The following is a 17,990-nucleotide window of genomic DNA, read 5'->3' as shown; positions in this document are numbered from 1 at the left end:
GCCGCACCTCCGGTTCACCCATTGACGAGCCTCCAGAGAGCCCCGAGGGTGATGAGCATGCCGACGACGGTGTTGATAACGGGGTACCACCAGTACGCCCGGTCCACGTCGACGCCGGAGGTGGCGATACCGAGGACGACGACCGGATAGGCCGCCAAGAGCGCGCCGAGTCGGGGGTCGACCGCGGCGAAGGCGACGGCCGCGAGAACCCACGTCGCGGCGCAGTACCAGTAGGTCCGCCGCTCGCCGAGGGCCGTCGCGGTCGTTCGAATGCCGGCCTCGCGGTCCGGCTCGATGTCGGGAATCGCGGAGAACGTGTGCATCCCCATCGTCCAGAGCCACGCGCCCGCGACGGCGAGCATCGGGGGGTTCGACCCCGAAACGGCCGCGTAGGCGGCGACGCCCGGCAGGACGTACAGGCCGTTCGAGACCGAGTCGAGAAGCGGCGTCGTCTTGAACCGAAACGGCGGCGCGCTGTACTCGACGGCGAGGAAGAAGTGCGCGGCGAGCCACGGCCACGCCACCCGCGGAGCGACGGCGAACAGGCCGACTCCGAGCAGGCCGCTCGCGGCGACGACGACGGTGTTCACGGGGTCGCCGCGCCAGCGGGCCTCGCGGTCGTCCTTCTTCGGGTTCGCTTCGTCCACGTCGGCGTCGAACACGTCGTTGACGCCGTAGAGAAAGACGTTCGCGGGGACGAGGAAGTACGCGAACAGGGCGACGGGTTCGAGGCCGAACAGGTCGGCGGGGGCGCTCGCGGCGGCCGCGACGCCGACGACGACGGGGCCGGCGAGGTAGAGCCAGAACCGGGGCCGCGAGAGGACCGCGAGGTAGACGAGTCGGTCTCGGAGACCGCCGTCTGCTCGTCCGTCGTCGCCGCCCTCGCCGGACTCGCTCTGTGCGGCCATATCGGCGCTCATCTCGCGTCTTCGGCCATCTCCTCGGCGGTGAGTTGACCGCTGATGAGACACATCGGGACGCCGATGCCCGGCGTGGTAAACGAGCCGGTGAAGTAGAGGCCGTCGACCGTCTCGGAGCCGTGCGGCGGGCGGAGGAGCGCCGTCTGGAACAGCGTGTGGGCGAGTCCGAGGGCGGTTCCCTGCGTGCTGTTGTAGCGCTCCTTGAAGTCGTTCACGCAGAACGACTCCTCGACGACGATTCTGTCGCGGAGGTCGACGCCGGTGTTGTCGGCGATGTCGGCGAGGACGAGGTCGCGGTAGCTCTCGCGGAGTTCCGGCGTGTCCTCCAGCCCGGCCGCGATGGGGACGAGCGCGAACAGGTTGCTGTGGCCCTCCGGAGCGACCGTGTCGTCGGTCTTCGAGGGGACACAGAGGTAGTACGCGGGGTCGTCGGGCCACGCGGGGTCTTCGAATATCGTCTCGAAGTGGTCGTCCCAGTCGGTGGGTAACACGAGCGTGTGGTGGGCGAGTTCGTCCACGTCGCCCTCGACGCCGAGGTAGAGCAGGAACGCCGAGGGGGCGTACGTTCGGGAGTCCCAGTAGTCGGCGTCGTACTGGCGCTTCTTCTCCGGGAGGAGTTCCTGTTCGGTGTGGGCGTAGTCGGCGTCGGAGACGACCTGGTCGCAGAGGAACTCGCGGCCGTCTTCGGTGCGGACGGCGAACCCGCCGCGGCGACCGGCGATTTCGGCCACGGGCGAGTCGGTGTGGAACTCGACGCCCAGCTCCTCGGCGAGGTCGACGATGGCGTCGACGACGCCCGCGAGGCCGCCGTCGGGGTAGTAGACGCCCATGTTGAAGTCCACGTGGCTCATGAGGTTGTAGAGCGCCGGCGTGTTGTTCGGCGCGCCGCCGAGGAACACCAGCGTGTACTGCATTATCTGCTGGAGCTTCGGGTGGTCGAAGTACTTCTCGACGTGGTCCTGCATCGAGCCGACGAGCGACAGCCCCCACGAGTACCGGAACACGTCGAGGTCGATGTAGTCGGTCAGCTCCGGGCGGTCGGTGTAGACGAAGTGCTCCATCCCGATGCGGTAGTTCCGCTCGGCCTTCCGGAGGTAGTCGTCGAGCCTGTCGCCCGCGCCGGGCTCGTAGGACTCGAAGGTGGCCTTGTTGGCCTCGACCTCGGGGAGCATGTCCACGCGGTCGCCGTCCTTGAAGAAGATGCGGTAGTGCGGGTCGAGTCGGGTCAGCCCGTAGTAGTCCTCAGGCCGCTTGCCGAAGTAGGCGAAGAAGCGCTCGAACACGTCGGGCATGAGGTACCACGACGGCCCCATGTCGAACCGGAAGCCGTCGCGTTCGAGCGTGCTGGCTCGGCCGCCGAGCTGTTCGTTCTTCTCCAACAGCGTCACGTCGGCACCGGCGTCCGCGAGGTAGCACGCCGTCGAGAGGCCGCCGAACCCGCCGCCGACGACGACGACGGACTCGCCGGCGAGGGAGTCGAGAGCCGAGACAGAATTCATGTCCGTTCGTAAGGACGTAGAGAACATAAATCGACTGACCGAATCGACCGCCGTCGGGGGGTAGCTTTAGGCTCGGTCCCTCCTTACGGCCCCGCATGAACGACACCACCGCGGTGGTCACAGGCGCGAGTTCCGGAATCGGCGCGGCGGTCGCGCGCGCCCTCGGTCGCGCCGGCGCGACGGTCGTCGCCTGCGCCCGCGACGGCGACGCCCTCCAGTCGGTCGTCGACGACATCGAGGCCGACGGCGGGACCGCGAGCGCCGTCCGCGCCGACGTGCGCGACGAACTCGACATGGAGCGACTGATGGAGACGGCGGCCCGCGCCGGCGGGCACATCGACGTGCTCGTCGCCAACGCCGCCGTCGCCCACGGGACGCCCGGCGAGATGCCCGCGCCCGAAGAGTCCTACGCGGCGTTCGACGACACGCTCCGGACCAACGTTCGCGGCGTCTTCGCGGCGGTCAAAGAGGCGCTCCCGCACATGGCCGACGACGGGCGCATCCTCGTGCCCTCCGGCTCAATCGCTCGTGAGGCGAAGCCGGGAATGGGGGCGTACGCCGTCTCCAAGGCGGCCGCCGAGGCGCTCGTCCGACAGTTCGCCGCCGACTGCGACCAGACCGTGACCGTGGTCGACCCCGGTCTCGTCGCCACCGACCTCACCGGCGGACAGGGCCGCGACCCCGACGACGTAGCCGACCTGTTCGTCTGGGCGGCGACCGACGCCGACCCCGCCGAGTTCGACGGCGACATCGCGGACCGCAGGGTCTGGAAGAAAGCGACGCGGTGAGGGTTCTCGCAGCTTCGACTCCCCCATCCCGCCGGAACCGCGCCCCTTATTAATCCGAACCAGTTCGTTCACAATATGAACCGTTCGACGGCCATCGGCGTGGGGAGCGTCGTGGCACTCGTCGCGCTCTCCGCGTACGCCGCGAGCGCCGAGGCGTGGAACCTGCTCGTCGTCTCGTGGGCCGCCTTCGGCGCGATGGCGCTCGCCGCGCCCTTCGGCGCGCGCAGCCGGGCCGAGCACGCCGAGGGACTCGTCTGGGGCTACGGCCTCGCCAGCGGCGCGATGGTGACGAGCGCCGCGGTGTTTCTGGTCCCGCAGGCGCTCGGCCACCACACCCAGTTCGGCGGCTTCGGCATCGCCTTCGGCATCCTCGCCGGCTTCGCCGCTCACACCGTCGGCCACCGCTTCGCCCACATGGACTTCCCCGTTGACCGCACCGTGACCGAACTCTCGGCGCACGCCATCTCCGCGGGCGCGATTATCGGTATCGTCTACGGGAACATCGACGTGGGCGTCGGCCTCGGACTCGCCATCGTCTCGCACAAAGGCCCGGCCGGCTACGCCGCCGCCCGGCGGCTCTCGGGACAGGGCAAATCCGTCGCCCCGCTTCTCCTCCCCGCGGCGGGTCTCGGCATCGCCGCCATCGTCTCCAGCGCCGTGTCGCTCCCGGCGACCGGTGCCTTCCGCGGGCTCGTCTTCGGCTTCGCCTCCGGCGTCTTCCTCCACGTCGCCATGGACTTCCTCCCGCGCTGTGAAATCGGTAGCGAGATTCACGAACTGCTGTCGGTCGAAGACGGCCACGCCCACGCGATTCTCGACCGTCTCCGGTTCCACGCCGCGGTGAGCACCGCCGTCGGCGGGCTCGCCGTCTTCGTCGCGTGGCTGGTGCTCAACTAATCGACTACTGGCCGGTCGGGCCGAGGTAGCCCCACGCGAGCAGTCGGTCGCCGTCGCCGTCTATCCAGCGCTCGCCGATGTCGTCGCGGTAGTACAGGTTCGGGATGACGATGTCGTCGACGCGGTCGTACGCCTGTTTTCTCGCCTCCTGCATCGTCTCGCCCTTCCCGGTGACGACGAGCGGGATGCCGCTCTCGCCGGCGGCGCGCCACTGCCCGTCGACGAGTTTCGCGTCCTCGATGTGGACGCCCTCGCGGCTGTCGGTCTCGAAGACGACCGCCGCGTTGCGGGAGTTCTCGTCGTAGGTCTTCTCGTCGGTGAAGGGAAACGGCGGCAGGACGATGCGGACCGCGATCTGGTAGCCGCCGTGGACCGATAGTTCGGGGTCGTTGCCGTGGGCGAGGTCGTAGAAGAACTGCGCCGTCGACGACTCGAAGGACTCTTCTTGGAGCGTAATCGTCGGGTAGCCGAACCGCGGCGTGAACTCCAGCGGATAGATGCCGTGTTCGTTGACGATGCAGTTGATGTCGATACTCCCGACGTAGCCCTCCTCGGCGAGCCACGATTCGAGTCGACCCAGCGTCTCCTCGAACAGCCGGTTCCGCCCGGCCCAGAACATCGAGGTTCCCATCTCGCCGGTCGAGGGGCCGATGTTGCCCGGAAACAGTTTCTTGTGCTCGAAGTTGAAGTTCACCGGGTCGACGAACGTCTCCCCGTTGAAGAAGCCGCAGACGGCGATTTCGACGCCTTCGACCTTCCGCTGGAGCTGAAAGCCCTTCATTCGGTGGCCCCACGCCTGCTTGTACGCGCGGAGCACCTCGACCACGTCGCTGCCGTCGTCCTCGTTGCCGACGTAGAGGAGTCGCTTGACGTTCTGCACCTCGCCGAGCGGCTTGATGACGTAGGGGGCGCGGTTCCGCCGGACGTACTCGATGCCCTCGTCGAAGTCGTGGAAGACGCGCTGTTCGACCGTGTTCACGCCGTGGGACTCCAGCACGTCCATCGCGTAGCCGCGGTCCTCTTCGAGGCGGTCGGTGTTGGGCGTCCCGCCGACGACGGCGTGTCCCTCCTCGCGAAGTTCCTGCGCCAGCGCGCCGGTGCCGATGTCGGAGCCGACCCAGATGTCGTCGAAGACGGTCACGTCGGCCCACTCGACCTCCGCGCGCCAGTCGTCGGTCTTCGGGACGAAGCCGTCGCCGATCTCTTTGTCGCGCTCGGCTTCGATGTAGTACCGAACGTCGTGGCCCTCTCTGTGGACCTGCCACGCGAGGTCGGTGATGAGCGCGGCGTCCGCCGACACGAAAAGGAAGTTCACACAAAGGTGTCGGGCGGCGGCCTGAAAACTGTGTGTGTGGCGAGAGCTACCTCGGCGACCGCTCAGTCGCTCGTCAGCCGGCGAAGCTGGATGGAGACGCCGAGCGCCGCCCCGAGGAGCAACACGAGGTTGAACGCCGCTTGGAACGGCGCGCGGTACTCGGGGTTCACCCACGTCGTGATGGTCTGGCTGGCGTTGAGGTAGAACTGTAGCGCCGCGATGAGCGCGAGCAACAGCAGTCCCGCGAGGACCGCGTAGTCGAGGTAGCGGCGCATCCGCTCCGCGAACTCGCGGTTCTCGCCTTCTTCCTCGTCGGTCGGGTCCGGTGTGGGCTCTCGAAGTCTGTCCACCCCGGACGCGTCATCGTCGGTCGTCGGTGGCTCGTCAGTCGTCGACTGCGCTCCCTCCGTCCGCGTCTCGTCGCTCATTTCGACCACCTCCGGGTGGCGAAGACGGCCACGAGAAGTCCGACGACGGCCACTATCGGGCCGAAGCCCGGTGCCGCCGAGGAGGTCTCGGTCCGCTCGTAGTCGGTTCGCTGCGGCGCGTCGCCGCCGTCGCCGTTCTCGAAGTCTTCGACGCGGAGTTCCACGTCCTCTCTGGTCTGGTTCACGCTAATCGTCCTCGTTGGGTTCAGGTTCGCCGCGCCGCGGGCGGTGTCGATGACGACCCCGTCGCGGAGCAACACGGCGTCGATGTAGTAGTTGTAGTCGTTCGGGACGCTCGCCGACGCGTCCACCGTCTCGGTCCGGCCGGCCGCGATGGTCCCCGCGTCGACCGTCGTCCGGGAGGCCACGATGTTCGATTCGGCCTGCCGGAGGACGAACAGCACCGAGAGGTCCTCGGCCGGGTCGTCGCCGGCGTTCGTCAGCGTCGCCGTCAGGTCGAGCGTCGTCCGGTCCTCGCCGGCCTCGGCGATGGCGAAGGAGACGGGCGGGAGCGCCTCGCTGTCGGTGAACGAGGTGGTCGACCGGAGGTACGGCGGCTTGATGGCCGAGACGCCGCGGACGCTCTTTCGCGCCTGGTCGACCCGCTCGTCGTCGCTGTAGAGGACGACCTCGATGTCGTAGCCGCCCTCGCGGGGGACCGTGAGGTTGGTCGTCGTCGCCACCTCACCGTCCTTGGAGAGCGTCCCGACGTCGAGTTCCTGCGTCGTCGTCAACAGCCCCGACTCGGCGTCGACGGCGCGGACGAGGACGCTCACGTTCTGCGTGGGGTTACCTCGGTGGTCGATTCTGGTCTCGATTTCGAGCGTGACCGTCTCCCCCGTCGCCTGTCCGGCCGCGATGGAGACGCCGGCGACGTCCACCGGTCCGGGACGGACGGGGCCGTCGTCGGTCGGGTCCGCGACGACCCCCGGAACGACGGCGGCGGCGACGAGCGCCACGACGACGACGCCGACCGCCCCGGCCGTGAGGAGGGCGTTTCTTTCCATACCCGACTGACATTTACGGTCGGGTATATGTTTTGTCCCCGATGGGTTGGCGGAGCGGGCGACACAACGGCGAGACCACGGCCGCAGAGACACCGTGGCCGCGGGGACCCGCCCGTCAGCGGGAGTGTCACGACGAGTGTGAACACACGCTTTGCTCTCGGGGCGCCTATCTCTGCTACCATGTCGAAGGCGATGCAACAGGCGACGTGTTCGTGCGGGTTCAGCGTGACCTCTGAGAACAGAAACGAGGTCGTGAAAGTGATTCAGCACCACGCCCACGACGAGCACGGAAAAGAGATGACGAGAGACGACGTGCTGGCGATGATGAAGCAGGCCTGACGAGCGCGGTCGGGCGTGGATTTTTATAGGACGGCGTAGCGATATGTGGCATGGCAACATACGTTATCGGGACGAACTCGGTCCACACCAGCGCCGAAGTCTGCGACTATCTCTCGCGACGAATCGACGCCGGCGACGTGCTCCACGTCGTCAACTCCCACCGCGGCGGCGACGAGACCGACAGCGAGGACGTTCGCGACGGCGAGGACGCCCTGAACGTCGTCGTCTCCCGCCTCGGCGACCTCGTGGACGTGGAGACTCACCAGTACATCCGCGGTAACGACGCCGCCGACGACATCCTCCAGTGCGCCGACGAACAGGACGCGGACGAAATCGTCATCGGCGTCCGAAAGCGCAATCCGACCTCGAAAATCGTCTTCGGCAGCACGGCACAGGACGTGCTGTTGAACTCGAACATCCCGATGGCGGTCGTCCCGCTGGAAAAAGTCTAATCGTCGCGTCCGAGGTCGCCCGCGGCCGCGTTAGTCTCCGGCTCGGTACTCGACGAGCACCATCTCGAACGCGGGCTCTTCGTCGCCTTCCTCCTCGTAGAACGCCATGTAGCCCGGCAGCGGGCTCTCCGGCGTGACGCAGCTCTCCCAGAAGACGCTCCCGTTCGTCCGGACGACGAAGTTCGCGCACTCCAGGCCGGCGTAGGTGGATATCTCCTCGACTTTGAAGCTCACGTTGCCGTTTTCGCCCGAGGCCTCCCAGCCGTCGCCGACGCGGAGCGTCTCGCCGTCGACCCCGCTGTAGTACGGCGAGTCGAAGCCGATGGTAGCGACCGACCCCGACGGGCTTCCGGCGAGTTCGCCGTAAATCTCGTCCGGCGGCGCGCTCACGGTCTGCTCGCTCGTCGTGTTGGGCGTGACCAGTTTCGTCCGAATCGTCACCTCGTCGTCGGTCGCGGAGACGACCTCCCACTCGTAGGTAGCGGTGCCATCGATGCTCGGACTCGTGATGTCGTAGCGGTAGTACTGCCCGGTCCGGTACCGCTGGTCCCACGTCCCGTTGAACGAAAACGAGGCCCGTTCGGCGTCGCCGTCGCCGCTCTGGTCGGCCGATTCGCCGTCGGTGGCTGTCGCGGTCGCGTCTGTCGCACCCGTCGATGCGTCGGTTGCGGTCGTGGCGTCGCCGCCGACACCGCCCCCGCACCCGGCGAGGAGAACCATGAGTGCCGCGAGAAGCACTCGCGCTGCTGTGGGTTGCATACAGGACACGAGAGGCCACCCGGGGTCATAATAGACACGTCAGACGGGGGCGCACGACGCGACCCGCGAGCGACCCGCTCAGCTCTCGCCGTCGGCTTCGAGCACCTTCTCGGCGAGCGTCGGCACGAACGTCCCGATGTCCGTGACCATGCCGATGGCCTGCGAGGAGCCGCGGTCGAGCAGTTGCGTGACGGTCGCGGGGTTGATGTCCACGCAGACGGTCTTCGCCGTCGAGGGCAAGCAGTTGCCGACGGCGACCGAGTGCAGGAGCGTCGAGAGCATGAGCACCATGTCGGCGCGGTGGGCCTGCTCGCGGATGGCGTTCTGCGCCTCGATGGTGTCGGTGATGGTGTCCGGAAGCGGGCCGTCGTCTCGAATCGACCCCGCGAGGACGTACGGCACGTCGTTTTTCACGCACTCGTACATCACGCCCTCTTTGATGAGTCCCTCCTCGACGGCCTCGGCGATACCGCCGGCGCGGATGACCTCGCTGATGGTGTAGATGTGGTGTTTGTGTCCCTTTCGGGGGTGTTCCATCGTCTCCATGTCCATCCCGAGAGAGGTGCCGTACAGCCCGCGTTCGATGTCGTGGGTGGCGAAGCCGTTACCGGCGGAAATCATGTCCACGTAGCCCTCGCGGACGAGTTCTGCGAGGGCGTCGCCGCCGCCCGAGTGGATGAGCGCCGGCCCAGCGACGACGAGGACGTTCCCGCCATCGGCTTTGGTCTCGCGGAGCGCGTCGGCCACCTCGCCGATGAGCGACTCCGACGGTCGCTCCGAGGAGACGCCGCCCTGCATGAACCCGAAGGGACCGGAGGCGTCTCGGGGGCGCTCCGGCGGCTTGACGCGAATCCCCGCCTCGTCGGTGACGACGAGGTCGCCCTCCTCGATGCCGTTGAGGACCTTCGTGTAGGCCCGCGGGCCGTCGTCGGTCTCCTCGACGACTATCGCGCAGTCCATCTCGATGTCCTCGACCGGGAGCCACTCGCCTTGATACCGAACGTCGGTCGGGTGGTTCGTCGTCGAGTAAAAGCCCACGGGGACGACCCGGTCGGCGGGCGAGGCCTCGACGCGCGCGTCGACGGGGTCAGTGAGGTTCGCGCCGATTTGGTGGAGTTCGTGCAGTATCTCCTGGAGCGTCTCGCGGTCGTCCGCGGACACCGACATCCGGCAGTAGGAGGTCTCGTCTTTCTGCCGGCCGACGTCGAACTGCTCGACGTCGAAGTCCCCCCCGAGGTCCATCACGATGCCCATGGCCTGTTGCATCATCCCCGAGTCGATGATGTGGCCGTCGAGTTCGACCGTGCGCGTGAACGTCATCGACGGAGAGACGGGGGAGGCGGCAAAGTGGGTTACGGACGCGATGACGCGGAGAAAAGACGGGGTCGGACGAAGTTCGGTTCTGCCCGTGTTCAGAGGAAGAAGCCCTTGAACGTGTTGGCGACGGTCCAGACGACCTGGTCGACGGGGTGACCCCGTTCGCCGGAGACGCGGATGCGATCGTCGGCGAGAGCGTCTTGAACCTCGGCGAGCGGGTCAGACGAGTCGGCGATGGTTTCGAGGGTCTGTCGGTCCGTCGTGATTCGGGTCGAGGCCTCGTCGTTGGGACCGGTCGAGATGTCGTCGATGCGCATGTCGTCTTGCACCGACGCCGAGAACACGTGCGTCTCGTCGCCGTCTTCGACGTAGACGTTCACCGTCTTCCCGGCGATGAGGCTCCGCGCGAACGAGACGTCGAGCTGTTCGACGTTGTCGTTGTACAGCGCGACGCCCTCTTCGAGGAGCTGTTGCATCTCCTCGTCGCTCGGCGTCTCGGACTCCTGTGCGAACACCGGGGCGGACGCGGCCACCGCGACGAGCGCGACGGCGAGGAACAACGAGACGAAACGTGTGGATGTGGACATTTCTGTGTGGTATAGGCCGGGCGAGGACATAATGGTTCGCGCGAGCGTTCAACGGGGTGACTTGTCCCCCGTCAGCGAACCGTTCGGAGGAACGACAGGAGGTGGCCGAACGTCTGTTCGAACACCCGGTCGTAGTGGTCGAAGTGGCCGGCGGGGAGTTCGACCAGCGTCGACTCCGGTAGCTCGTCGGCGAGGTCGGCCACCGCGTCGGCGGGCGCGAGGTCGTCGCGCGTCCCCGAGACGAGGAGCGTCGGGCAGGTGACGGCCTCCGGGTCGGGGAGCGCCCGGTAGCGGAGCAGCGAGAGGAACAGCCGAGCGGGCGTCTCGTCGCGCCACGCGCTCCCCGGCGGCACGAGGTCGCGGTAGGCGGCGCGCACGCCGGGGTCCTCGAAGACCGCCATCGACGAGCCGTCGCCGACGACGGGGACGCGATACGGGCCGAGGAGCCGCGACTGGAGTTTGTCGCGAACGGCGGCCGCGACCGCCGCGAGCGTCCCTTTGACGCCTCGGCCCCGCGTGACCGCCTTTCCGTCGAGCATGGGGTTCTGGGCGACGACCGCGGCGACCCGACCGTCTTCGGCCGCCGCGCGGAGCGCGTAGCCGCCGGAGAGCCCCGCGCCCCAGAGGACGAGCGAGCGCGAGTCGATTTCGTCGCGCCCGCGGAGTCCGTCGAGCGCGGCGTGCCAGTCGGCGACCTGCGAGTCGGGGGCTACGAGATTCCGGGGCTCCCCGTTGGAGTCACCGGTGTTCCGGTAGTCGAAGAGGAACGCCGCGTAGCCCGCCTCGGCCAGTCGCTCGGCGTAGGGTCGAAGCCCGAAGCGACGCTCCGCCGCGAGTTCGCCCGCCATGACGACTACCGGCGGCGACTCGACGCCGTCGGGGCGATAGAGCCAGCCCGCGCAGTTCGTCCCCTCGCTCTCGAAGGTCAGCGAGACGCGCGAGTACTCGAAGTGCGAGGGCCGACGCGGGCCGCGCGCGGCGGAGGGCTCGCCGCGGTGACGCCACGCACTCACGCGTCTCCCTCCTCGTAGAGGCTGTCGAGAACGCGTTGGGACAGTTCCTCGTCGCCCAGCGAGTAGTCGTTGTACGCGCGAATCCAGTCGGCTTCGAGCGTCCACGTCGCCTGCACGTCGCCCTCGCTTCGGAGCACCGTCGCCTCGACGGTCCTCGGGTTGAACTCGTCGTCGCGAGCGAGGTCGAGGAAGGCCGTGACGGCGCGGCCGACTTCGCCGTGGTCGGGTTCGACGTCCGGGAACGCCGTGAGATAGGTCAGCGAGACGGCGTCGTCGAGCGAGACTGACTCGACGCTGATGCCGTTGCCGCGGAGCGCCTCCTCGACGGCGGCCGCCGGTTCGAGGTCGTTCATACCACGCGATACGACTGCCGGCGGCTAAACGTTTGCCGCGAGACAGGACGACGCGCGGGTCCGACGACGGCGTCGGGCCGGGTCGGCAGGGGCGAAACGACTCAGTCCGCGCTCGCGTCGGCCCGGCGGAGCGCGTCGTGGAGCGAAAACAGCGGTTCGATGTCACCGGCGGCGTAGTCGACGAGGAGCCGAGTGAGTTCGGCGTGCGTCCGCGTGTGGTCGAGCCCCGCGACCACGCCGTCGACGTACGCCTCGCCCAACGCCTCCCCGACGTGGGCTCCCTTGACGTGGCCGTCCTCGATGCCGAGGCGTTCGAGGTAGCCCGCCGGGAGGTCGTAGTCGTCGTACCAGACGGTCGGCTGGTCGACGCCGGCTTCCTTGCACGCCTTCCACAGCGCCGGAATGTCGCGGTTCGGACGGACCGCCTCCGGGTACGCGTCCGCGGCGAGGGTTCCGAGGTCGACGTGGTCGGCGAACAGCGCGTCGATTCGACGCGGCGCGTCCGCCCAGACGCCGGCGTCGGCGACGCGGTCGGCCCACGCGCGGAGGTGGTGTTCGTCGAAGTACTCGCCGTTGTAGGTGACGACGCCCTCGTCGCGCGTCTCGCACCACTCGACGACCCGTCGGAGGAGGTCGGCGGTGTGTTCAAGCGACCAGTCGCCGTCGCGGAGGAGCACTTCGACTTCGACCTCGGGGTCGTCGCCGTCGCCACGGTGGCCGAGGCCGACGGCGACCAACTCGAAGTCGTCGGTGTTCCGGAAGTCGCTCGGCGGGCCGTTCGGGCTGGCCGTCTCGATGTCGACTGCGAGTCGCCCCTCGTGCATACCCCGCTGTTCCGGCGGCGGCAGTCAAAAGTGACCGGATTGTCCGGCGGTACGGGCGATCCGAGGCGGCCGCGCCGCTCTCGGTGCGAGCGCGTCAGAAATGAGGTGATGTGGAAGTGACGTTCGCCGCGAGCGTGCGGCGGCAGTCGAGCGCGTCGGTGCCCGCTATTCGGAGCCGAACATGTTGCGCATCATCGGGTGCATCTCCATGAGCTGTTCCTCCGCGATCTCCTCGTACAGCTTGTACGTGATGGAGACCGTAAGGAGCAGCCCCGTCCCGGAGACTGCGCCGATGGTGCCGAGCATGTTCGCCATGACGGCGAGCAGGCCGACGAGCGCGCCACCGATGACGGTCACTTGCGGGATGTACCGCTCCATGACCTTCTCGATGACCTGCGGGTTGCGTCGGAACCCGGGAATCTGCATCCCGGAGTTCTGAATCTGTCGCGCGGTCGATTCCGGACCCATACCCGTCGTCTCGACCCAGAATATCGCGAACACCGCGCCACCGACGATCATGAAGACCAGGTCGATGAGCACGCGGATGGCGATGTCGAGCGGGTCGGCCGACGTGAGCCCGAGGAACCACATCCAGTCGGACCGCGACTGGATGGGCGCGAGGTAGTAGAACAGGCCACCGGTGACCTGTCCGCTCGTGTACTGGCCGAGCCACGCTGGCATGGCGGCCCACGAGTTGTTGAGGATGCGCCCGAGGAACTGGATGTTCGCCTGCAGGGCGCGAACGAGGATCATCGGCAGGACGCTCGCGTAGATGAGCTTGACCGGGAAGCGACCGCGGGCACCCTTCACGCGGGCGTGCGAGAGGGGAATCTCGACGCGGACGCTCTCGGCGTAGACGACGATGCCGAAGATGAGCACCGTCGTGATGAGCGCGAGCAGTTGTCCCTGACCGAGGAAGATCGTCGACAGCAGGTCGGTCGGCGAGGCAGGCAGTTCGATGGCACCGGTGACGATACCGATCCACGTCGGGAAGAACCCGGACGCGCCGCCGAGGCCCTCCCAACTGAACAGCCCACCGACGAGCTGCTGGCTGACGCCGGCGATAATGAACAGGCCGACCCCGGAGCCGACGCCCCACTTGCTGACGATCTCGTCCATGAACAGGATGAGGACACCACCGACGGCGATCTGCGCGAAGATGAGTCCCTTCACGCCGAGCGTACCGATGCCGAGCGACGCCGCTACGGCCTGGTCGGCCGGCAGGAAGTTGCCGGCAAACACCATCGGCAGACCCGTCAGGACGATCATGACCCCGACGAGCAGCTTCTGCAGTCCCTGGTAGAGGATCTGGTCGCGCGGGTTGTTGTCCGTGTCGAGCCCGAGCAGGTCAGCACCGCCAAGCAGTTGTAGGACGATGCTCGCCGTGACGATTGGGCCGATACCCAGTTGGAGCACCGAGCCCTGCTGGCCGGCCAAGATGGACCGGAACCGACCGAACAGGTCGTTCGCGGTCGCGGCGTCGACACCGAACAGCGTCACGTTCGTCAGGAAGAAGTACAGAACGAGGATCCCGCCAGTCCACCCGAGCTTCCGGCGGAACGGTACGTGTCCCTCCGGTCGGGCGACTGCGGGCATCCGCGCCAGCACTGGTTCGGCGGCGTCCTTCCATCCCATGATTTATTCCTCGTCGTCCTCGTCGGCGTCGGCCGATTCCTCGGCCTCCGCCGCTTCTTCGGCGCGTTCGGAGAGTTCGGCGTTGCCGCCCGCCTCTTCGATAAGTTCGACGGCACCGGCGGTGAAGGCGTCGGCGACGACGTGCAGTTCGTTACGAACCTGCCCGCCACCGAGCACCTTCACGACGTCCGCTTCCCAGCCGTCCTCGGCCACGTCACGGGCGTCGATGGTGTAGGTGTCGCCGTCCTTCTCGGCGACTCCGTCGGCCGCGAGGAGCGCCGCGTCCTCGTCGAGCTTCTGGATCTTGACTTCGGCGACGTCGTCCTGCAGGACGTCCGGTCGCTTGAAGCCGTGCTTGCCGAGCGGCTCGTAGTTGTGGAACTCGTGTTTGTCGCGTCCGGCGCGGCCGCGACCGCCGCGGTGACCAGCACCGCGTCGGTTCTTGTGCGTACCGCCGCTGTGCGTGCGGGAACCGCGTTGGCGTCGCTTCTTGGACGTCATCGCATGTCCTCCAGGAGCTCGTCGATCTGTTCGGTGCTGTGCTTTCCGAGTTGGCCACCTTCCTTGGTGACGTGCTTCTGTCCGCGGTGACCGCCGCGCGGCGGGTGCAGACGGAGCACGGGCGAGACGCCCTGCTTTCGCAGCGTCGTCTCCTCGTCGACGATGGCCTGCGCGAGCGCGGCCACGTCGTCGTAGTCGGTGTTCTCGGAGACCCACTCGTCGGTGATGTCGCCGTCGCCCTGCTCGGGCTCGGCGCGCGTGCTGATGAGGGTCTCGACGACGTCGACGCTCGGCTCGCCGTGCGCGACGAAGTCGTTGACCTTCGAGATCATCCCGCGGTAGGCGTCCGTTTCCGGCACGAACGTCGCGTGGTTCACGCGGTGGATGTTGAGCATCGTGAGCGTGTCGCGGACGTCCTGTGCGATGTTGACTTCACCGCGAAGCTGAACGATAGCCTGCATTATTCGCGCACCTCCTGACGCACTTCACGAGCGCGCTGGGGCGTACGGGACTGCGACGCGTTCTTGAGCGCGTTGTAGGTCGCCTTCGCGAGGTTGACCGTGGTCCGGGTGTTCCCGTCGCTCTTGGTCCAGGCGTCCTGGATGCCGGCGAGTTCGAGGATGTTCCGGACGGTCTCTGCGGCCGCGAGGCCGAGACCCTGCGGGGCGGGGATGATGCGGACCGTCACGGAGCCGGCCTTCCCCTCTGCCTTGCGCGAGAGGGAGTTGAGGCCGCCTGCGCGGTCTTCCCACGACCCCGAGCCGCGGTCTACCTTGATGATGTTCAGTTTCGCCACCTCGATGGCTTTCTGGATGGCACCGCCGACCTGGTCGTCGCGGGCCTCAGCGTAGCCGAGGTAGCCGTCACGGTTCCCGACTGCGACGACACACCGGAACTTCACCCGGCGGCCGGAGTCGGTCATGCGCTGGACCATGTTGATGTCGAGCACCTCGTCGTCCAGTCCGGGAAGGAGCTGGTCGACGAGCTGGGGTTCCTTGAGCGGAAGTCCCGTCTCGAGCGCCTGGTCCATCGACGTGACGTCGCCGTTCTGCACCATGCGGCCGAGCCGCGTTCGCGGCTCCCAGCCGTTGTTATTTCTGCTCATTCGTCCTCCTGAAGGTTCCCGAGCACTTCGTCGAAGTGGTCGGGGAGGTTCGTGGCATCGAAGTCTCCACTGTAGAGCGGCTCGTCGAGCTGCTCTGCGTACTCGGCGATGTGGACACCGCGGTTGCGGTCCCAATCAGCGAGTACTGCGTCGTTGTGGGGGATTTCGAGGCCAGCGTCGATAGCACCCTCCTGCACCGCGAAGACCTTGTTTCCGGGCGTGGCCGTGTTGAGGCCGATGTCGAGGACCGCTTCCTCGACGCCGGCGGCCAGCGCCCGCTTACCTGCCAGATACCCCGTGAGGTACGCGCTCGGGAGGTTGCCCGTGGGGGCTTCCCAGCCGTACTCGTCGAGGTCGGCAGAGGTCGCTGCAGCGTGGGTCTCGTCGCCCTGCGGGCCCGGAGTGACCAGCTGCGCCCTGACGTGCTTGTTGCTCACGCGAGCAACGAGGCGGGGCTTGCCCGATTTCAGCAGGCGCAACCTTTGATGGTAATCGGTCCGGACTTCGCGGCGACGCCGCATCGGAACCTTGTATCGTGGTCCGGTCGCCATTATTGAATCTCCACCTGGTAGTTGTTCTGAATGTACGCTTCGAGCCGGTCCACGCTATCGAATTCGCCACCGGACGCCTTGTTGTAGAGCGAGCGGTACTGGGAACGGTCGAGCGTTCCGTCCTCGCGAAGCTCCTTCAGGCGACGGCGCTGGGCGCGGATTCGGCTGACCCATGCGTCTTTCTTGTTCTGTCGAGCGCCGGAACGGCCCTTGCGGGAGCCGGCACCCTTGCGGTGACCGTAGGAACGCTTGGCGGCGCGCTCGCGTGCGCGACCCTTCGAGTTGCCCTTGGCGTCCTTGGCGCGAATCGTGCCCTCGTCGACGAGTTCACGGATGTCTTCGCGCGTGATGGCCTCCGCGATTTCGGCCTGTTCCTCTGGGTCGAACCAAACTCGACCCTTGCCGACGTCAAGGACGTCGGCCGCCATTCGCTTCTGCGCTTTGAGGTCCGTCATCAGTTGTCCACCTCGACTTCGACGTAGGTGGGGTTGAGGACGCGAATCTCGCGGTCCTCACACGCTTCCTCGATACGCTCGCGCTTGCGCGCTCCGACCGAGGAGGCGATGCGAACTGCCTGCGTATCGCCGTCGATGCCTTCGAGGTCGTCCGTGTTGAACACGCGGACCTCCTCGAAGCCCGACGGGTGTAGGCCGCGGGCGGCCTTCGGCGTGCGGTAGCCCGCCTCGACCTTGGGGCCCTTGCCCTTGATGCCGATACGCTGTTTGGAGAGCCCACCACGGGGGCGACGCCACGACGTGGGCGTGCGCTTCTTCTTGTGGTGGTCCTGCCGATTGAACTGCGGCTTGCCCTCGCGGCGCTTCTGCGCCAGGGCTTCCGCGGTTTCCTCGTCGAGCTGGGGCTTCTTGTCCGCGTGACCGCGGGGCTGAAGCTCCGTCTCGACCTCTTCGGCTTCCTCTTCCTCTGGCTCGGCTTCGGACTCGTCTTCGACTTCGGCCTCGGCCTCGTCGGAGACCTCGAGGCCACCGACGTCGGCTTTGATACGCGCGGCGAGCGCGTTACCGATGCCGTCGACCTCGGCCAGTTCGGACTGGCTCGCGGCCTGTACGTCGTCGACGCTCTCGAAGCCGGCTTCGCGGAGCGCGTCGGCCTTCGACGGGCCGACGCCGCTGATGTCTTCGAGTTCGGTGATTTCTTCCGACATTAGGCATCACCAGTCTGCGGTTTCTGGGTGATGTACACGCCGTCGGTGAACACGCGAGTGTCCTTGTCCTTGACGCGGGTGAGTTGTTCGATGTCGGCGGCGGTCTGCCCGACGTCCTCCTTGTTGGAGCCCGTCAGGGTGAGTTCTTCGCCGTCGACCTGTACGTCCGTGTCGCCGCGAATCTGCGCTCGTCGCGGGGACTTCTCGCCGAGGAAGTTCTTGATGACCACGTCGCTGCCTTCGACGCTAACCTGCATCGGGAAGTGAGCGTAGTGGACTTCCATCTTGTACTCCCACCCCTCGGTCGCGCCGTGAAGCATGTTGTTCACGTGGCTCTCGAAGGTACCGATGGTCGCGTTGGTCTTCGCGTTCTCGACGTCGCTCTCGATGACGATAGCGTCGTCTTCGGCGGAGACCGAGACGTTCGGGTACCAGAGGCGCTTGGTGACGCTTCCGTTGGGGCCCTCGATGGTGAGCTCGAGGTTTTTGACCTCGGCGGATACCTCGTCTGGGGTTTCGATTTCTATTCGGCTCATTG

The 17,990-nt window shown here is 67.2% G+C and carries 23 protein-coding genes; 4 read left to right on the top strand and 19 right to left on the bottom strand.

What is annotated here, in order from left to right; translation table 11 throughout:
* Positions 1-14 precede the first annotated feature (14 nt).
* A complete protein-coding gene (locus tag C5B91_RS12585) occupies positions 15-920 on the bottom strand; it encodes a prenyltransferase (RefSeq protein ID WP_008095369.1) in 906 nt (301 codons plus the stop codon).
* Positions 917-2,419, bottom strand: a complete 1,503-nt coding sequence (locus tag C5B91_RS12580; RefSeq protein WP_008095367.1) for an NAD(P)/FAD-dependent oxidoreductase — start codon at positions 2,417-2,419, stop codon at positions 917-919. Before C5B91_RS12580 ends, C5B91_RS12585 begins: the two co-directional genes overlap by 4 nt.
* A 95-nt stretch (positions 2,420-2,514) precedes the next feature.
* Here C5B91_RS12580 and C5B91_RS12575 point away from each other — a divergent pair, with 95 nt between their 5' ends.
* Both C5B91_RS12575 and C5B91_RS12570 read left to right on the top strand, forming a co-directional pair.
* Positions 2,515-3,207: an SDR family NAD(P)-dependent oxidoreductase gene (locus tag C5B91_RS12575; protein ID WP_008095366.1), complete on the top strand. Its 693-nt coding sequence runs from the start codon at positions 2,515-2,517 to the stop codon at positions 3,205-3,207.
* Positions 3,208-3,282: 75 nt separating this feature from the next.
* The gene (locus tag C5B91_RS12570) at positions 3,283-4,104 is read left to right on the top strand and encodes a hypothetical protein (protein WP_008095364.1); all 822 of its coding nucleotides are present in this window, start codon (positions 3,283-3,285) and stop codon (positions 4,102-4,104) included.
* A gap of 4 nt (positions 4,105-4,108) precedes the next feature.
* Here C5B91_RS12570 and C5B91_RS12565 read toward each other — a convergent pair whose 3' ends face one another.
* The 3 genes from C5B91_RS12565 to C5B91_RS12555 all read right to left on the bottom strand — a co-directional run bounded on the left by C5B91_RS12565 (position 4,109) and on the right by C5B91_RS12555 (position 6,854).
* On the bottom strand, positions 4,109-5,419 hold the full coding sequence (locus C5B91_RS12565) for a phosphoribosylamine--glycine ligase (RefSeq protein ID WP_008095362.1): 1,311 nt from the start codon (positions 5,417-5,419) through the stop codon (positions 4,109-4,111).
* Between the two features lie 62 nt (positions 5,420-5,481).
* Positions 5,482-5,847, bottom strand: coding sequence for a hypothetical protein (locus C5B91_RS12560; protein WP_115819784.1), 366 nt, complete (start codon positions 5,845-5,847; stop codon positions 5,482-5,484).
* The gene (locus C5B91_RS12555) at positions 5,844-6,854 is read right to left on the bottom strand and encodes a PGF-CTERM sorting domain-containing protein (RefSeq protein ID WP_008095358.1); all 1,011 of its coding nucleotides are present in this window, start codon (positions 6,852-6,854) and stop codon (positions 5,844-5,846) included. The genes C5B91_RS12560 and C5B91_RS12555 overlap by 4 nt, the downstream gene beginning before the upstream one ends.
* Positions 6,855-7,034: 180 nt before the next feature.
* On the opposite strand from C5B91_RS12555, the gene C5B91_RS22105 reads away from it, so the two are divergent.
* A complete protein-coding gene (locus C5B91_RS22105; RefSeq protein ID WP_158544173.1) occupies positions 7,035-7,193 on the top strand; it encodes a DUF1059 domain-containing protein in 159 nt (52 codons plus the stop codon).
* Between the two features lie 50 nt (positions 7,194-7,243).
* Entirely contained in the window at positions 7,244-7,645 is a 402-nt protein-coding gene (locus C5B91_RS12545) for a universal stress protein (protein WP_008095356.1), read from the top strand.
* A 30-nt stretch (positions 7,646-7,675) separates the two neighbouring features.
* On the opposite strand, the gene C5B91_RS12540 is transcribed toward C5B91_RS12545, so the two are convergent.
* From C5B91_RS12540 to C5B91_RS12475, 14 genes are all read right to left on the bottom strand, one after another.
* On the bottom strand, positions 7,676-8,365 hold the full coding sequence (locus C5B91_RS12540) for a hypothetical protein (RefSeq protein WP_008095354.1): 690 nt from the start codon (positions 8,363-8,365) through the stop codon (positions 7,676-7,678).
* Positions 8,366-8,482: 117 nt separating this feature from the next.
* Complete coding sequence (locus C5B91_RS12535; protein ID WP_008095352.1) at positions 8,483-9,724, bottom strand: TIGR00300 family protein; 1,242 nt, start codon at positions 9,722-9,724, stop codon at positions 8,483-8,485.
* 92 nt (positions 9,725-9,816) lie between these two features.
* On the bottom strand, positions 9,817-10,308 hold the full coding sequence (locus tag C5B91_RS12530) for a hypothetical protein (protein WP_049905067.1): 492 nt from the start codon (positions 10,306-10,308) through the stop codon (positions 9,817-9,819).
* 71 nt (positions 10,309-10,379) lie between these two features.
* Positions 10,380-11,321 carry an alpha/beta hydrolase gene (locus C5B91_RS12525; protein WP_115819399.1) on the bottom strand — a complete coding sequence of 314 codons (942 nt, stop codon included), beginning with the start codon at positions 11,319-11,321 and terminating at the stop codon, positions 10,380-10,382.
* Positions 11,318-11,674, bottom strand: coding sequence for a hypothetical protein (locus tag C5B91_RS12520; protein WP_004974960.1), 357 nt, complete (start codon positions 11,672-11,674; stop codon positions 11,318-11,320). The genes C5B91_RS12525 and C5B91_RS12520 overlap by 4 nt, the downstream gene beginning before the upstream one ends.
* Positions 11,675-11,775: 101 nt before the next feature.
* A complete protein-coding gene (locus C5B91_RS12515; RefSeq protein WP_115819398.1) occupies positions 11,776-12,498 on the bottom strand; it encodes a hypothetical protein in 723 nt (240 codons plus the stop codon).
* 165 nt (positions 12,499-12,663) lie between these two features.
* The gene (gene secY, locus C5B91_RS12510; RefSeq protein ID WP_049967751.1) at positions 12,664-14,133 is read right to left on the bottom strand and encodes a preprotein translocase subunit SecY; all 1,470 of its coding nucleotides are present in this window, start codon (positions 14,131-14,133) and stop codon (positions 12,664-12,666) included.
* Positions 14,134-14,136: 3 nt separating this feature from the next.
* Complete coding sequence (locus tag C5B91_RS12505; protein WP_004974953.1) at positions 14,137-14,634, bottom strand: uL15m family ribosomal protein; 498 nt, start codon at positions 14,632-14,634, stop codon at positions 14,137-14,139.
* Positions 14,631-15,095, bottom strand: coding sequence for a 50S ribosomal protein L30 (locus tag C5B91_RS12500; RefSeq protein WP_008095305.1), 465 nt, complete (start codon positions 15,093-15,095; stop codon positions 14,631-14,633). Before C5B91_RS12500 ends, C5B91_RS12505 begins: the two co-directional genes overlap by 4 nt.
* The gene (locus C5B91_RS12495; protein ID WP_049905066.1) at positions 15,095-15,739 is read right to left on the bottom strand and encodes a 30S ribosomal protein S5; all 645 of its coding nucleotides are present in this window, start codon (positions 15,737-15,739) and stop codon (positions 15,095-15,097) included. Before C5B91_RS12495 ends, C5B91_RS12500 begins: the two co-directional genes overlap by 1 nt.
* On the bottom strand, positions 15,736-16,290 hold the full coding sequence (locus tag C5B91_RS12490; protein ID WP_004969595.1) for a 50S ribosomal protein L18: 555 nt from the start codon (positions 16,288-16,290) through the stop codon (positions 15,736-15,738). The genes C5B91_RS12495 and C5B91_RS12490 overlap by 4 nt, the downstream gene beginning before the upstream one ends.
* A complete protein-coding gene (locus tag C5B91_RS12485) occupies positions 16,290-16,745 on the bottom strand; it encodes a 50S ribosomal protein L19e (RefSeq protein WP_008095301.1) in 456 nt (151 codons plus the stop codon). The genes C5B91_RS12490 and C5B91_RS12485 overlap by 1 nt, the downstream gene beginning before the upstream one ends.
* On the bottom strand, positions 16,745-17,452 hold the full coding sequence (locus C5B91_RS12480) for a 50S ribosomal protein L32e (RefSeq protein WP_004974943.1): 708 nt from the start codon (positions 17,450-17,452) through the stop codon (positions 16,745-16,747). The genes C5B91_RS12485 and C5B91_RS12480 overlap by 1 nt, the downstream gene beginning before the upstream one ends.
* Positions 17,452-17,988, bottom strand: a complete 537-nt coding sequence (locus C5B91_RS12475) for a 50S ribosomal protein L6 (protein WP_049967752.1) — start codon at positions 17,986-17,988, stop codon at positions 17,452-17,454. Before C5B91_RS12475 ends, C5B91_RS12480 begins: the two co-directional genes overlap by 1 nt.
* Positions 17,989-17,990 lie beyond the last annotated feature (2 nt).

Origin of the sequence: Haloferax sp. Atlit-10N, assembly GCF_003586325.1 — an archaeon.
GTDB lineage: Archaea > Halobacteriota > Halobacteria > Halobacteriales > Haloferacaceae > Haloferax > Haloferax prahovense.
This window is presented reverse-complemented; position numbering and strand designations above follow the sequence as displayed.

Coding starts and splice junctions, on each gene's coding strand:
- C5B91_RS12485 (WP_008095301.1), bottom strand. CDS start 16,745: ATGACGGACCTCAAAGCGCAGAAGCGAATGGCGGCCGACGTCCTTGAC.
- C5B91_RS12500 (WP_008095305.1), bottom strand. CDS start 15,095: ATGCAGGCTATCGTTCAGCTTCGCGGTGAAGTCAACATCGCACAGGAC.
- C5B91_RS12490 (WP_004969595.1), bottom strand. CDS start 16,290: ATGGCGACCGGACCACGATACAAGGTTCCGATGCGGCGTCGCCGCGAA.
- C5B91_RS12505 (WP_004974953.1), bottom strand. CDS start 14,634: ATGACGTCCAAGAAGCGACGCCAACGCGGTTCCCGCACGCACAGCGGC.
- C5B91_RS12585 (WP_008095369.1), bottom strand. CDS start 920: ATGAGCGCCGATATGGCCGCACAGAGCGAGTCCGGCGAGGGCGGCGAC.
- C5B91_RS12495 (WP_049905066.1), bottom strand. CDS start 15,739: ATGAGCAGAAATAACAACGGCTGGGAGCCGCGAACGCGGCTCGGCCGC.
- C5B91_RS12535 (WP_008095352.1), bottom strand. CDS start 9,724: ATGACGTTCACGCGCACGGTCGAACTCGACGGCCACATCATCGACTCG.
- C5B91_RS12560 (WP_115819784.1), bottom strand. CDS start 5,847: ATGAGCGACGAGACGCGGACGGAGGGAGCGCAGTCGACGACTGACGAG.
- C5B91_RS12555 (WP_008095358.1), bottom strand. CDS start 6,854: ATGGAAAGAAACGCCCTCCTCACGGCCGGGGCGGTCGGCGTCGTCGTC.
- C5B91_RS12540 (WP_008095354.1), bottom strand. CDS start 8,365: ATGGTTCTCCTCGCCGGGTGCGGGGGCGGTGTCGGCGGCGACGCCACG.
- C5B91_RS12530 (WP_049905067.1), bottom strand. CDS start 10,308: ATGTCCACATCCACACGTTTCGTCTCGTTGTTCCTCGCCGTCGCGCTC.
- C5B91_RS12570 (WP_008095364.1), top strand. CDS start 3,283: ATGAACCGTTCGACGGCCATCGGCGTGGGGAGCGTCGTGGCACTCGTC.
- C5B91_RS12475 (WP_049967752.1), bottom strand. CDS start 17,988: ATGAGCCGAATAGAAATCGAAACCCCAGACGAGGTATCCGCCGAGGTC.
- C5B91_RS12575 (WP_008095366.1), top strand. CDS start 2,515: ATGAACGACACCACCGCGGTGGTCACAGGCGCGAGTTCCGGAATCGGC.
- C5B91_RS12580 (WP_008095367.1), bottom strand. CDS start 2,419: ATGAATTCTGTCTCGGCTCTCGACTCCCTCGCCGGCGAGTCCGTCGTC.
- secY (WP_049967751.1), bottom strand. CDS start 14,133: ATGGGATGGAAGGACGCCGCCGAACCAGTGCTGGCGCGGATGCCCGCA.
- C5B91_RS12480 (WP_004974943.1), bottom strand. CDS start 17,452: ATGTCGGAAGAAATCACCGAACTCGAAGACATCAGCGGCGTCGGCCCG.
- C5B91_RS12520 (WP_004974960.1), bottom strand. CDS start 11,674: ATGAACGACCTCGAACCGGCGGCCGCCGTCGAGGAGGCGCTCCGCGGC.
- C5B91_RS12515 (WP_115819398.1), bottom strand. CDS start 12,498: ATGCACGAGGGGCGACTCGCAGTCGACATCGAGACGGCCAGCCCGAAC.
- C5B91_RS22105 (WP_158544173.1), top strand. CDS start 7,035: ATGTCGAAGGCGATGCAACAGGCGACGTGTTCGTGCGGGTTCAGCGTG.
- C5B91_RS12545 (WP_008095356.1), top strand. CDS start 7,244: ATGGCAACATACGTTATCGGGACGAACTCGGTCCACACCAGCGCCGAA.